The sequence below is a fragment of the Pseudomonas atagonensis genome, from assembly GCF_011369485.1.
Classification (GTDB): Bacteria; Pseudomonadota; Gammaproteobacteria; order Pseudomonadales; family Pseudomonadaceae; genus Aquipseudomonas; species Aquipseudomonas atagonensis.
This window is the reverse complement of record NZ_VXCA01000043.1, coordinates 1-13,111: the sequence shown is the minus strand read 5'-3', so window position 1 is coordinate 13,111 and position 13,111 is coordinate 1. Positions and strand designations below refer to the sequence as shown.

The window sequence follows — 13,111 nt, the reverse complement described above, 5'->3', positions numbered from 1 at the left end:
CCGTGTTCCGGTATAGCGGAATAAACATCATCCTGGAGTGCTTGCCATGCATCGCCGTCCTTCGTTGTTCAAAGCGTGTGTTTTTGTTCTTGCAGCTTCTTCCACTGTTATGGGCCTGGCCCAGGCCGCCGATAGCAAGCTCGACAGTGTTCTGGCCCGTGGGAAATTGATTGTCGGCACCGGTAGCACCAATGCGCCGTGGCACTTCCAGGGCGCGGACGGCAAGTTGCAGGGCTTTGATATCGACATCGCCAGGATGGTCGCCAAGGGTCTGTTCAACGACCCGAGCAAAGTCGAGTTCGTGGTGCAGTCGTCCGATGCGCGGATTCCCAATCTGCTCACCGACAAGGTCGACATGAGCTGCCAGTTCATCACCGTCACCGCCAGCCGTGCGCAGCAAGTGGCGTTCACCTTGCCGTACTACCGCGAAGGTGTCGGTCTGCTGCTGCCGAACAACAGCAAATACAAGGAAATCGAAGACCTGCAGGCTGGCGGCGACAGCGTCACCGTGGCGGTGTTGCAAAACGTCTATGCCGAAGAACTGGTGCATCAGGCTTTGCCCAAGGCCAAGGTCGATCAGTACGACAGCGTCGATTTGATGTATCAAGCGGTGAACTCTGGGCGCGCCGATGCCGCCGCCACGGACCAGTCCTCGGTCAAATATCTGATGGTGCAGAACCCTGGCCGCTATCGCAGCCCGACTTACGCCTGGAGCCCGCAGACCTACGCCTGCGCCGTCAAACGCGGCGATCAGGACTGGCTGAACTTCGTCAACACCACGCTGCATGAAGCGATGACCGGGGTTGAATTCCCTACTTACGCGGCGTCGTTCAAACAATGGTTCGGCGTAGATCTGCCTTCGCCCGCCATCGGTTTCCCAGTCGAATTCAAATGATCCCGTGAGAGTGGGGCGATTCCTGTCGCCCTGCTCAAGGTACTGCTGACCATGAACTATCAGTTGAACTTTGCCGCCGTGTGGCGCGATTTCGACACCTTGCTGGCGGGGCTGGGTCTGGGCCTTGAACTGGCGCTGGTATCGATCGCCATCGGCTGCGTGATCGGCCTGCTGATGGCATTTGCCTTGCTGTCGAAGCATCGCGCCTTGCGGGTGCTGGCATCGGTGTATGTGACGGTGATCCGTAACACACCGATTCTGGTGTTGATTCTGTTGATCTACTTTGCGTTGCCGAGCCTGGGGATTCGTCTGGACAAGATTCCCTCGTTCATCATCACCCTGTCGCTATATGCCGGGGCGTACCTGACCGAAGTGTTTCGCGGCGGTTTGCTGAGCATTCCCAAGGGGCAGCGCGAAGCCGGTCTGGCGATCGGTCTCGGCGAGTGGCAGGTCAAGGCCTACGTCACGGTGCCGGTGATGCTGCGCAATGTGTTGCCGGCGTTGTCGAATAACTTCATTTCGCTGTTCAAGGACACCTCGCTGGCCGCTGCGATTGCGGTGCCGGAGCTGACCTATTACGCGCGCAAGATCAACGTCGAGAGCTACCGGGTGATCGAAACCTGGCTGGTGACCACGGCGTTGTATGTCGCGGCCTGTTACCTCATTGCCATGCTGCTGCGTTACCTCGAGCAGCGTCTGGCGATTCGCCGATAGGAGGCTGCGATGTACGAATCTCCCAGTTGGTTGCATGAGTTGTGGGTGGCGCGCGAGACGTTGCTGCAAGGGTTCTTGACCAGCGTGCAGGTCTCCGCACTGGCGATTCTGTTCGGCACGCTGCTCGGTGTTGTCACCGGTCTGGTGCTGACGTACGGCAAGTTCTGGATGCGCGCACCGTTTCGTTTTTACGTCGATCTGATTCGCGGCACGCCGGTGTTTGTGCTGGTGTTGGCCTGCTTTTATATGGCGCCGGCGCTGGGCTGGCAGATCAGCGCGTTTCAGGCCGGTGCCCTGGGCCTGACGTTGTTTTGCGGCTCGCATGTTGCGGAAATCGTTCGTGGTGCATTGCAAGCGTTACCACGCGGGCAAATGGAAGCGAGCAAGGCGATTGGCCTGACGTTTTATCAATCCCTTGGTTACGTGCTGTTGCCCCAGGCGCTGCGGCAGATCCTGCCAACGTGGGTCAACTCGTCCACCGAAATCGTCAAGGCGTCGACCTTGCTCTCGGTGATCGGCGTGGCCGAATTGCTCCTCAGCACGCAACAGATCATCGCCCGGACATTCATGACGCTCGAGTTTTACCTGTTCGCCGGATTTCTGTTTTTCGTCATCAACTACGGCATCGAGTTACTCGGCCGGCACATTGAAAAGCGGGTGGCCTTGCCATGACTGAAGCTCAAGTTTCCAACATTCAAAACGGCCAGCCACTGCTCGACATCCGTGGCCTGCACAAACAGTACGGCGCGGTCGAAGTGCTCAAGGGCGTCGATCTGAGCATGCAGCGCGGCAATGTGGTGACGCTGATCGGCTCCAGTGGGTCGGGCAAGACCACGCTGCTGCGTTGCGTGAACATGCTTGAAGAGTTTCAGGGCGGGCAGATCCTGCTCGACGGCGAATCGATCGGCTACGACGATGTCGCCGGCAAACGTGTCCGCCATGCTGAAAAAGTCATCGCCCGTCATCGCGCGATGACCGGCATGGCGTTCCAGCAATTCAATCTGTTCCCGCACCTCACCGCGTTGCAGAACGTCACGCTTGGCCTGCTGAAAGTCAAAAAGATGCACAAGGACGAAGCCGTAGTGCTGGCCGAGAAATGGCTGGATCGAGTCGGCCTTCTGGAGCGGCGCAATCACTTCCCCGGTCAGTTGTCCGGCGGTCAGCAACAGCGCGTGGCGATTGCCCGGGCCATTGCGATGAACCCGAGCCTGATGCTGTTTGACGAAGTCACTTCGGCTCTCGACCCGGAACTGGTCGGCGAAGTGCTCAACGTGATCAAAGGCCTGGCCGAGGACGGCATGACCATGCTGCTGGTGACCCACGAGATGCGTTTCGCCTTTGAGGTCTCCGACAAAATCGTTTTCATGAATCAGGGTCGGATCGAAGAGCAGGGACCTCCCAAGGAACTGTTCGAACGCCCGCAATCGCCGCGCCTGGCGGAATTTCTCAAAAGCACGCGGTTCTGACTTTTCACTTTTTCAATCAGGAGAAACATCCATGAGCATTACTCGTTACGGTACCGGCAGCACCGCCGCCGGCGGCCAGCCCCGTCCATTCGCGCGCGCCGTTGAAGCGGATGGCTGGCTGCACGTGTCCGGCCAGGTACCGGCAGTGGATGGCGAAATCATTGTCGGCGGCATCGTCGAGCAGACCCACCAGACCATGAAGAACCTGATCGCGATTCTCGAAGAGGCCGGTTATGGCCTCGAAGACGTGGTGCGTGCCGGTGTGTGGCTGGACGATCCACGGGATTTCAGCAGTTTCAACAAGGTCTTCGGCGAGTACTTCAAACCTGAACACGCACCGGCCCGGGCCTGTGTGCAAGCGAGCATGATGGTCGACTGCAAGGTCGAGATCGACTGCATCGCGTACAAGAAAAAGGCTTGAGAGTTGCGTGGTTGCTTCGGCCGCAGCCCCTCACCCTAACCCTCTCCCAAGGGAGAGGGGACTGATCTCCGTCGATGCAGATTCAGATGTCATACAAAGGCATCTGGATCGATGCGGTCAGGCGCCCTCTCCCCCTGGGAGAGGGCGGGGGGTGAGGGCAGCAATCACGCTGACACAGCACGATGGCCCAGTTACCATCCCGGCAACTTTTATGGGAACCACTGAAATGACCGAAGACACCATCAAGCGCCGGGCACGCGGTCTGGACCGGGCGTTCGATATCCTCGATTTCCTCAAGGAGATCGGCCAGCCGCTGCGCCCCAACGATATCGCCAACGGCATCGGCAGCCCGAAATCCACGGTCTACGAGTTGGTCGCCTCGTTGCTGGAGCGGCGAATTTTGGAGTCGGTGGGCAAGGACGGTCACGTCTATCTCGGTCGCCAGTTGTACTTCCTCGGCCAGGCGCACCTGCGCCATTTCGACCTCAGCCGCGAGGCCGATCACGCGTTGCAGGAGATCGTCAGCCAGACCCGCGAAACCGCGCAGATGTGCCTGCTCAACGGGCGCAAATACACGGTGGCGTTGATGAAGGAAGGCGAGCGGCATTTCCGCATTTCTTCCGACATCGGTGAAAACGCGCCAATCCCGTGGACGGCGTCCGGGCGCCTGCTGCTGGCGCATTTGAGTGATCAGCAGATCATCGATCTGATCGACGAGGACGACTACATCCTGCCCGATGGCGAACGCTTGCCGCTGGAGCTGTTTCTGGCGCAGATCCGTCAGGCCGGCATCGACGGTTTCTTCTCCTTCGACAGTGTCGCCGACACCTTCACCCATTGCTTTGCCGCCCCGGTCAAAGACCCGAGTGGCGTGGCCATTTGCACCCTGTGCATCGTCGCACCGCGCGCCGATGCAAAAAACAATTACGACGACTATCGCCGGGTATTGATCGAGAGCGCCAACAGCCTCGCCCGGCGAATCAACGAATAAACGCGGCTGCCTGCGGCCGCGAATGACTGCGAGGAGTTTGACCATGACGACTGCCATCAACAATGCTGCCGTGGAAAAGGGTGACGCCACTGTCGGCGCGCACCTGGTGCGTGACGTCAGCCTGCCGGCACTGGTGCTGCACCGCGAGGCGCTGGAGCACAACATTCGCTGGATGCAGAAGTTCGTCAGCGACAGCGGCGCCGAACTCGCGCCCCACGGCAAGACCAGCATGACCCCGGCGTTGTTCAAGCGTCAGATTGACGCTGGCGCCTGGGGCATCACGCTGGCCAGCGCCACCCAGACCCGCGCCGCTTACGCACACGGCGTGCGCCGGGTTCTGATGGCCAACCAATTGGTCGGCACGCCGAACATGGCGCTGATCGCCGATCTGCTGGCCGATCCTTCTTTTGATTTCTATTGCATGGTCGATCACCCGGACAACGTCGCTGACCTTGGCGCGTACTTCGCTTCGCGCGGAGTGAAGTTGAACGTAATGATCGAGTACGGCGTGGTGGGTGGCCGTTGCGGCTGTCGCAGCGAGCAGGAAGTCATCGAGCTGGCCAGGGCGATCATTGCACAACCGGCACTGGCGCTGACCGGCATCGAAGGTTACGAAGGGGTGATTCACGGCGATCACGCCGTCAGTGGCATCCGTGAGTTCGCCGCGTCGCTGGTGCGTCTGGCGGTGCAGTTGCAGGACAGCGGCGCGTTCGCCATTGCCAAGCCCGTCATCACCGCTTCGGGTTCGGCGTGGTACGACCTGATTGCCGAGTCGTTCGAAGCGCAGAACGCGGGCGAACGTTTCCTCAGTGTTCTGCGCCCGGGCAGTTACGTGGCGCACGACCATGGCATCTACAAGGAAGCGCAGTGCTGCGTGCTCGATCGCCGCAGTGATCTGCACGAAGGTTTGCGCCCGGCGCTGGAAGTCTGGGCTCACGTGCAGTCGCTGCCGGAACCGGGCTTTGCGGTGATCGCCCTGGGCAAGCGTGATGTGGCGTTCGATGCCGGGATGCCGGTACCGTTGCTGCGCTACGAGGCTGGCGTGCTGCCGGCAGTGGGCGACGATGTCGGCGCCTGCAAGGTGACGGCGGTGATGGATCAACATGCCTTCATGACCGTGGCGCCGGGCTTGGAGTTGCGCGTGGGTGACATCATTTCCTTTGGTACGTCACATCCATGCCTGACCTTCGACAAATGGCGCGTGGGCCTGCTGGTGGATAAACAGTTGTCGGTGATCGAAACCATGGAAACCTGTTTCTGATGAGCACCCTCAGCCCTTTGGGCCCAAATACCCCGCGCATCGCCCTGATCGGCGAATGCATGATCGAGCTTCAGCAGCGTGCCGATGGCAGCCTGCAACAAAGTTTCGGCGGCGACACGCTGAACACGGCGGTTTACCTGTCTCGCGCCATGGAAGACAAGGCGCAGGTGGATTACGTCACGGCGCTGGGTGATGACAGTTTCAGTGATGCGATGTGCCAGGTCTGGACCAGCGAAGGCATCGGTCTGGATCTGGTTCAGCGTTTGCCCGGTCGTCTGCCCGGTCTGTATTGCATTCAGACCGACGCGGCCGGAGAGCGTCGCTTTCTGTACTGGCGCAACGAAGCAGCCGTGCGCGATTGCTTCACTACGCCGGCCGCCGCGCCGATTCTGGCGGCACTGCCGGATTACGACGTTTTGTATTTCAGCGGCATTACCCTGGCAGTGCTCGGTGCGCTTGGGCGCGAGAAACTGATTGATACCCTGATCGAAGCCCGGCAGCGGGATGCGCGCATCGTCTTCGACAACAACTACCGGCCACGCCTGTGGGTTTCGCAGGAGGAGGCACGGGCCGCTTATCGCAGCGTGTTGCCGCACGTTGATATCGCCTTGCTGACGGTGGACGACGAGCAGGCGCTGTTCCATTTCGCCGATTGCGACGCAGTGTTCGAAGCGTACGCGCAGATCGGCACCCCGGAAGTGGTGCTCAAGCGCGGCGCCGAGCCGTGCCTGATCATGGCTGAAGGCGAGCGCTTCGAAGTGCCGGCGCACAAGGTCGAGAAGGTGGTGGATACCACGGCGGCGGGGGATTCGTTCAGTGCAGCGTATCTTGCGAGCCGCTTGATGGGGGGCAGCCCGGCCGAGGCCGCCGAGGCGGGGCATTCACTGGCGAGCCGGGTGATTCAAGTGGCGGGGGCGTTGATTCCGAAATAGCCGCTGAATGGCCGGTTGCTGCGCAATCGGCTCGCGGGCCATCCAATCAATCGCGGTAAAACACCTGCACCAGGTGATAACCAAACTTGCTCTTGATCGGCCCGTGCACGGTACGCAACGGCTTCTTGAAAATCACCGCATCAATCGCACCGACCATTTGCCCCGGCCGCACTTCGCCCAGATCACCGCCGCGCTTGCCGGACGGGCACGTCGAGTATTTCTTGGCCAACACATCGAACGCCTCGCCCTTGGCAATACGTTGTTTGAGCTGTTCGGCTTCTTCGGCGGTTTTCACCAGAATGTGGCGGGCTTGGGCTTTCATCGTGCGGTACCTGATAACGGGGGTGACGGCGGGGCGGGCGATTATGCCTCAAGTCAGTGGTTTTGGCCGAGCATCGTGCGGATCTTGCTGGCCAGCAGTTCGATGGAGAACGGCTTGGCGACCATGTCCATGCCGTCCTCGAGAAAACCCTGACGCTCGGCGGCTTTTTGTGCGTAACCGGTCATGAACAGCACTTTCAATCCCGGCCGATGCTGACGTGCAATTTCCGCCAGTTGCCGACCGTTCATGCCCGGCAGACCGACATCCGTCACCAGCAAATCCACCCGCTCAGCAGACTCCAGCAGCGGCAGCGCGTTTTTTGCGTCTTCGGCCTCGTGGGCGCGATAGCCCAGCTCCTTGAGCAGGTCGAGCACCAGCATTCGCACGGCCGGGTCGTCTTCGACTACCACCACGGTTTCGCCGGCAACGGCGGCTGTCGGCACCACGGCAGGTGCGCTCGGCGCGAGTTCCGGCTCCAGCGAATGCAGACGCGGCAGGTACAAGCGCACACAAGTGCCCTGGCCGGTGATGCTGTCGAGGCTGACATGCCCACCCGACTGTTGCGCGAAACCGTAAATCATCGACAAGCCCAGCCCGGTACCCTGGCCGATGGGTTTGGTGGTGAAAAACGGGTCGAACGCTTTGGATCGCACCGAAGGCGTCATGCCGGTGCCGTTGTCGCTGACTGCGAGCATCACATAGTCACCGGCACTGACTGGCTCAAGCGTGGTGATGTCACTGCCGTCGAGGTAGACGTTGGCCGTCTCGATCAACAGTTCGCCACCATCAGGCATCGCATCGCGGGCGTTGATCACCAGGTTGAGCAGGGCGTTCTCCAGTTGACTGACGTCGGTGCTGACCGGCCACGCATCGTCGGCCAAACGCAATTTGAGTTCGATTGGATCGCCCTTGGTACGGCGGATCAGGTCTTCCAGTGAATGAATCAGTTCGTTGACGTTGAGGGTTTTGCGATCCAGCGATTGCCGGCGGGAGAACGCCAGCAAACGGTGGGTCAGCGCCGCCGCGCGATTGGCCGACGACACGGCGGCTTCCGTGAATCGACCGATCTCGTTGGCACGGCCATTGGCAATGTAGCGCTGCATCAGGTCGAGGCTGCCGATGATGCCGGTCAACATGTTGTTGAAGTCATGGGCGATGCCGCCGGTGAGCTGGCCGACCGCTTCCATTTTCTGCGCGTGGCGCAAGGCGTCTTCGGCGCGCTCGCGTTCGAACATCTCGTTTTGCAGGCGCTGATTGGCCTGAGCCAGTTGTTCGGTGCGTGCGCTGACCCGTTCCTCGAGGGTTTCGTTTAGGTTGCGCAGCGCTTCTTCGGTCTTTTTACGCTCGGTTTCGTCGATCACGAAAATGTAAAAACCGTTCACCGCGCCGTCCGCACCGTGGCGTGGCAGGTAGTTCATCAAGGCGTGGCGGGTGCTGCCGTCGCGGTGCGAGGTGTACAGGCTGAACGAGCACGGTCGCCCGGCCAGTGCCTCGGCAATGTAGGGCGTGCGCAGAAAGTAGGCCTCTTCGCCGATCACCTCGCGGATGGTGCGCCCGTACAGCTCTTGGGGCGTCAGGCCATACCAGTCGAGGTACGCGGCGTTGTTCAGGCGAAAGCGCTCATCGCGGTCGACATAACTGATCAGCACCGGCATGGCGTTGATGACCAGTTGCAGCTCGGTCTGGCTTTGGCGCAGCTCCTGTTCGATGTGTTTGCGCTCGGTCAGGTCCAGTGCCGCACCAAGGAAACGCACCGGCCGGCCATGATGATCCTTGTAGCAGCGCCCCCGAGCAAACACCCAGCGCTGCTCGCCGCCGGGCAGCAGCAGCCGATATTCCTCGGCGTACTCGGTGCCATGGGTGATGCAGTGTTTGATGCTGCGGGCGATCATCGCGCGGTCTTCGGGATGCACGCCGTGCAGGTATTCACTGATCGGCAACTGACTGGCGTGCGCCGGATCGATGCCGTGCAATTGCGCGAAGTGGGCGTCAGCGATGAAGCGATCTTCGCCGATGTCCCAGTCCCAGGTGCCCACCGCGTCGGTGGCGGCCAGCGCCAGTTGCAGGCGTTCTTCGGTTTCCTGTTGTGCCTTGAGACTGTCATCGGAGCGTTGTTTCAGCTCCAGGGCGATGCGCCGGCGTTCATTGGTCTCAATGGCGGTGACCAGAATCCCGACCACCTGGGCATTTTCATCACGGATCGGGCTGTAGGTCAGATCCAGCCAGAAGTCGGAATCCTTGCCGTCCCGTTGCAGGGTGAAGCGTTGTTCACTGTAAGTCCGCACCTGGCCTTGTAGGACGGCGCTGTAAATCGGGTCAGTAAAGTCTCTGAGTTCTGGCCATATCAGGTGTGCGGGCTGTCCGAAAGCGTGCGGATGCTTGCTGCCGGCGAGCAGGGCGAAGCCGTTGTTGTAGATCTGCGTCAGCTCCGGCCCCCACAGCAGCAACATCGGCATAGGCGAGTGGATGACGATGTCCACGGCAGTGCGCAGGCTTTGCGGCCAAGTGCCGGCAGCGCCGAGGGGGCTGCGGCTCCAGTCGGTGCGCGCGATCAGCGCCTGGGCATCGTGGTGGTTCGGTACAGCGTTCATCACATCAATCCTGAGGGGCGGTCGGTGAGGCGGCGTCTATCATTGTGGCAGGCGGTAGACGCTGTATGGCCTGTTGCGTCACGAAGTCGGGCCATTTCTGTTCATTGAATGCTTCGCGGGTGTTTTTGGCCATGGAAATCGATGCACTGTTGACAAGCTTCGCGGGCCGCCACGGTTCCGATCTGTTCCTTTCCACGGGCGCGCCACCCAGTGCGCGCGTCGAGGGCGTGCTCACGGCATTGAGCGACACACCGTACAAACCGGGTGAAGTTGCAGCCATTGCAGCCTCCCTGATGGACGCCGAACAGCGCCGCGAGTTCGATCGCGATCTGGAAATGAACCTGGCCATCTCGCGCACGGGGATCGGGCGCTTCCGGGTCAATGTATTCAAGCAGCGCAATGACGTCTCGATTGTGATCCGCAACGTCAAACTCGACATTCCCCGTTTCGAAGACCTCAAGTTGCCAGTGGTGCTGCTCGAAACGGTGATGCGAAAGCAGGGGCTGATCCTCATCGTCGGTGCCACGGACTCAGGCAAGTCAACCTCGCTGGCCGCCCTGATCGATCACCGCAATCGCCACAGCAGCGGGCATATCGTCACCATCGAGGATCCGGTGGAATTCATTCACCGGCACCAGCGTTCGATCATTAACCAGCGTGAAGTCGGTGTCGACACCCGCAGCTTTCAAGCGGCGTTGAAAAACACCCTGCGCCAGGCGCCGGACGTTGTGTTGATCGGCGAAATTCGCGATCGCGAAACCATGGAACATGCACTGTCATTTGCTGAAACGGGGCATCTGGTGCTCTCGACGTTGCATGCCAATAACGCCGATCAGGCGCTTGAACGGATACTCAATATGTTCCCGGAAGAGCGCCGCCCTCAGCTATTGCATACGCTGAGTAACAATCTCCAGGCGGTGGTATCCCAACGACTTGTACAGACACGGGATGGGCAGCGCAGGGCGGCGGTGGAGGTAATGTTAGTCACGCCTACCGTTGCGGACTTGATAAAACGTAATGAGTTTTCAGAACTGAAAAGTATCATGGAGAAATCAGCAGAGTTGGGCATGCAGACGTTTGATGAGTCCTTGTACGCGCTGGTGGTTGAAGGTGTTATCAGCGCAGAAGAGGGCATATTGCAAGCGGACTCAGCCAATAATTTGAAGCTTCGGCTTAAACTCAATGGTGATATTAACCAACAGACTTATCCGGCAAGCGGGGAGTGGGGGTTGATGGACTAATACGTTAAGAAGTCCGCGTTCGTCATATTGATTTGCAGTTTAAGTGTGGATGCTTTTATTCGCTTGAGTAAATATCTGGCATGCCAAACGCTGGCATTTTACTCATGAGGCGATTATACAATTGGAAAATTATCAACTCAGGCTTTCGGTGTTACTCGCAGAGGAACAACAGCGTCAGCTCCAGGCCGATAAGGTAGAGCGGGACAGAGCACGGGCTCAACTGAATGCTATGTTTGATGAGCAGGCAGATGAAGGTCCCTATGTTTGTCAAGGTTATGAGATAGAGTTGAAAGAAGGGTCATCTCTTTATCAGGCGTATATGCCGGGGCAGGTGCTCTGGAATCAGTTGGCAAGTTACTCGGCAGTCATTGAAGAGCTTCGCCGTATACGCACTCCTGATATGGAATCCACGCGTATAAATACAAGTGGTGAAGTTGAAGTATACGAGCAGGGTTCGGGCTGGAAATCCCACGATCTCAATCTGATTAAAGACTCTTTCTACTACAAGAAAATGATGGTCGTAGCCGACATCGCCGCGAAAGCAGGCGGTTATGTTTATACAAAAAACTCAGTCGACGTCGATCAGTGGCTTACCTTCCATGGACTTGCAATTCCTACGGATGGCGCCTCGAATAAAAACTTGATGAGCTTTTTTGACTTCAGTCCTGCGGTCGACGAATCAGGCAACTATTGGGGGCAACTGGTGGCAGATGACCCGGCTATGGCCGTATTGTCAATCGCACAGATGGCGGAGATTCGCCAAGTCACTGCAGAAATAAAAAAACCAGCCAAAACGCTTTTGGAGAAGCTTTACGTTGAAGCAGGCCGGGCAATTGTCACGGACGAAAATGCGGCTGAGTGCATTGTTCAGTTGATCAATCACCCAGTCGCACAAACACTCGCCCAAAGGTATGTGGAAAAACTCGAATGGTTCGGCGCCGAGGATGGACAGGACGTTTCGCCGCAGGATCTCTGCGCATTGCTGCTGACGGCGATCTTGCTCGACTTGAATCCGCTGATTGGCAAAACACAAAGTCGCAAGTGCATTGATCAATTCGATCTCTACAGTCCGGGTAACGTCGAACGGTCCTCCGCTGCCGTTCGTGGAGACCTGCAAGCCTATCTCTATACAAAGGGGTGGATAGCCCCTGTGATCGCTCCATTGGCATCGCATTTATTGCTGGCAGAGATCGCCCCTGAATTTATCGTCAAGGACGTTCCGTCGACTCTGACAATGGGGTCGGTTGGCTGGGTTAGCTTTTGCCACGGCGTCGCGCTGGTTGAAGCAGTAAACAGAGGCGCCTCACGTGTTCTGTCATACGCACAAATCATGGCTTATGCCGAACTTGAACCGGTGAGTGATCCACTGGCTCACCTAAGACAAATCGCGATGATTGATCCGGTTGTGGACTGGGCGTTGATTAACGGAGTTGTCAGCTCGCGGGAACTATTGGTAAAAGCAGAAGACGCTACGCAAAAAGCACTCGATGAGTTCCACGCCTACAGTGAAAAATTCACGCAAATGGCACGGGTTCTTTCGGCACCTTTGCCGGACAGAGAGCAAATCGCTCGCAATGCTTTGAAAAAGGCCATTCCGACTTGTGATTTTATTGATGAAAAAATCCTGTATCAGCGCCCTGGTCTCTATGCCTCATCCGCCGCAATGTCCATGGTCCAATTGCATATGTCCGGCGATTTGACAGGAGGGGAGTGGGATCTGCGTGGTGTGTTTGATGATCGGCATATTTCGAAAACACCAGATCTTAATGCGATGCTAACAGGCTATAAACCACCTGCTTACTTTGATCCGTCGATTGTCGGTATTCACCGGCGCTTCTCCAGGTTGAGTAATTTAGCGGCAAACGAACTGGAGTTTCATCGCCAAGTGAGTGACTATGCCTTGCAGTTGAATTGTGGTGTCACTGACAGCGTCAGGCTGGCATTGTCGTATATGCCTGAACGTGACCTGAATATTTTTCTCCAAGGGACAATTAACTTTTTTACTGTCCGTGGTTCGGCAGTGGAGTCTTCCAGACTTGGCGTTGGTCCTATCGCTTTTGAACGGGATTTTGAGACTCAGGCGGGCAAGGATTTAGTGGTGGGGCGCTTTGGCGTAATTATGCTGGCTACTTTTGGCGATCTGGAAGTTGCTTACGAACTTTTTCCGTTGAAGGGTGAATTGCGAAGAGTAGGAACGCTCGGGTTGGTGCAATTAAAGACGAAGGCTGGAAATACCGCCAGAGATGATTTTAAGGGTGACTTGCACGCGCGCGTGCA

The 13,111-nt window shown here is 58.2% G+C and carries 11 protein-coding genes and 1 pseudogene; 10 read left to right on the top strand and 2 right to left on the bottom strand.

Features of this window, described 5'->3' with window-relative positions; translation table 11 throughout:
• Positions 1 to 46 precede the first annotated feature (46 nt).
• The 8 genes from F2P67_RS25660 to F2P67_RS25625 all read left to right on the top strand — a co-directional run bounded on the left by F2P67_RS25660 (position 47) and on the right by F2P67_RS25625 (position 6,680).
• Entirely contained in the window at positions 47 to 895 is an 849-nt protein-coding gene (locus F2P67_RS25660) for a transporter substrate-binding protein (protein WP_166225486.1), read from the top strand.
• Between the two features lie 51 nt (positions 896 to 946).
• Positions 947 to 1,609: an amino acid ABC transporter permease gene (locus F2P67_RS25655; protein ID WP_059405928.1), complete on the top strand. Its 663-nt coding sequence runs from the start codon at positions 947 to 949 to the stop codon at positions 1,607 to 1,609.
• 9 nt (positions 1,610 to 1,618) lie between these two features.
• The gene (locus tag F2P67_RS25650; protein WP_083368959.1) at positions 1,619 to 2,281 is read left to right on the top strand and encodes an amino acid ABC transporter permease; all 663 of its coding nucleotides are present in this window, start codon (positions 1,619 to 1,621) and stop codon (positions 2,279 to 2,281) included.
• Entirely contained in the window at positions 2,278 to 3,075 is a 798-nt protein-coding gene (locus F2P67_RS25645) for an amino acid ABC transporter ATP-binding protein (RefSeq protein WP_166225483.1), read from the top strand. Before F2P67_RS25650 ends, F2P67_RS25645 begins: the two co-directional genes overlap by 4 nt.
• Positions 3,076 to 3,106: 31 nt before the next feature.
• Positions 3,107 to 3,496 (top strand): RidA family protein, encoded by a 390-nt coding sequence (locus F2P67_RS25640; RefSeq protein ID WP_007912330.1) that lies wholly within the window; start codon positions 3,107 to 3,109, stop codon positions 3,494 to 3,496.
• Positions 3,497 to 3,722: 226 nt separating this feature from the next.
• On the top strand, positions 3,723 to 4,487 hold the full coding sequence (locus F2P67_RS25635; protein ID WP_166225510.1) for an IclR family transcriptional regulator: 765 nt from the start codon (positions 3,723 to 3,725) through the stop codon (positions 4,485 to 4,487).
• A 43-nt stretch (positions 4,488 to 4,530) separates the two neighbouring features.
• Positions 4,531 to 5,748 (top strand): amino acid deaminase, encoded by a 1,218-nt coding sequence (locus F2P67_RS25630; RefSeq protein WP_166225480.1) that lies wholly within the window; start codon positions 4,531 to 4,533, stop codon positions 5,746 to 5,748.
• Entirely contained in the window at positions 5,748 to 6,680 is a 933-nt protein-coding gene (locus F2P67_RS25625; RefSeq protein ID WP_166225477.1) for a sugar kinase, read from the top strand. Before F2P67_RS25630 ends, F2P67_RS25625 begins: the two co-directional genes overlap by 1 nt.
• Positions 6,681 to 6,726: 46 nt before the next feature.
• Here F2P67_RS25625 and F2P67_RS25620 read toward each other — a convergent pair whose 3' ends face one another.
• A complete protein-coding gene (locus F2P67_RS25620) occupies positions 6,727 to 7,002 on the bottom strand; it encodes a peptidylprolyl isomerase (protein WP_025112520.1) in 276 nt (91 codons plus the stop codon).
• A 53-nt stretch (positions 7,003 to 7,055) separates the two neighbouring features.
• Entirely contained in the window at positions 7,056 to 9,593 is a 2,538-nt protein-coding gene (locus F2P67_RS25615; protein ID WP_166225474.1) for a PAS domain-containing hybrid sensor histidine kinase/response regulator, read from the bottom strand.
• A gap of 131 nt (positions 9,594 to 9,724) precedes the next feature.
• Here F2P67_RS25615 and F2P67_RS25610 point away from each other — a divergent pair, with 131 nt between their 5' ends.
• Positions 9,725 to 10,834, top strand: a complete 1,110-nt coding sequence (locus tag F2P67_RS25610) for a PilT/PilU family type 4a pilus ATPase (protein WP_166225471.1) — start codon at positions 9,725 to 9,727, stop codon at positions 10,832 to 10,834.
• Positions 10,835 to 10,955: 121 nt separating this feature from the next.
• Positions 10,956 to 13,111 (top strand): annotated as a pseudogene (locus F2P67_RS25605) (hypothetical protein); the annotation flags it as partial.

What these genes read in the sequence shown, in the direction of transcription:
- F2P67_RS25630 (WP_166225480.1), top strand. Translation starts at nt 4,531, where the DNA reads ATGACGACTGCCATCAACAATGCTGCCGTGGAAAAGGGTGACGCCACT.
- F2P67_RS25645 (WP_166225483.1), top strand. Translation starts at nt 2,278, where the DNA reads ATGACTGAAGCTCAAGTTTCCAACATTCAAAACGGCCAGCCACTGCTC.
- F2P67_RS25625 (WP_166225477.1), top strand. Translation starts at nt 5,748, where the DNA reads ATGAGCACCCTCAGCCCTTTGGGCCCAAATACCCCGCGCATCGCCCTG.
- F2P67_RS25655 (WP_059405928.1), top strand. Translation starts at nt 947, where the DNA reads ATGAACTATCAGTTGAACTTTGCCGCCGTGTGGCGCGATTTCGACACC.
- F2P67_RS25610 (WP_166225471.1), top strand. Translation starts at nt 9,725, where the DNA reads ATGGAAATCGATGCACTGTTGACAAGCTTCGCGGGCCGCCACGGTTCC.
- F2P67_RS25640 (WP_007912330.1), top strand. Translation starts at nt 3,107, where the DNA reads ATGAGCATTACTCGTTACGGTACCGGCAGCACCGCCGCCGGCGGCCAG.
- F2P67_RS25660 (WP_166225486.1), top strand. Translation starts at nt 47, where the DNA reads ATGCATCGCCGTCCTTCGTTGTTCAAAGCGTGTGTTTTTGTTCTTGCA.
- F2P67_RS25615 (WP_166225474.1), bottom strand. Translation starts at nt 9,593, where the DNA reads ATGAACGCTGTACCGAACCACCACGATGCCCAGGCGCTGATCGCGCGC.
- F2P67_RS25635 (WP_166225510.1), top strand. Translation starts at nt 3,723, where the DNA reads ATGACCGAAGACACCATCAAGCGCCGGGCACGCGGTCTGGACCGGGCG.
- F2P67_RS25620 (WP_025112520.1), bottom strand. Translation starts at nt 7,002, where the DNA reads ATGAAAGCCCAAGCCCGCCACATTCTGGTGAAAACCGCCGAAGAAGCC.
- F2P67_RS25650 (WP_083368959.1), top strand. Translation starts at nt 1,619, where the DNA reads ATGTACGAATCTCCCAGTTGGTTGCATGAGTTGTGGGTGGCGCGCGAG.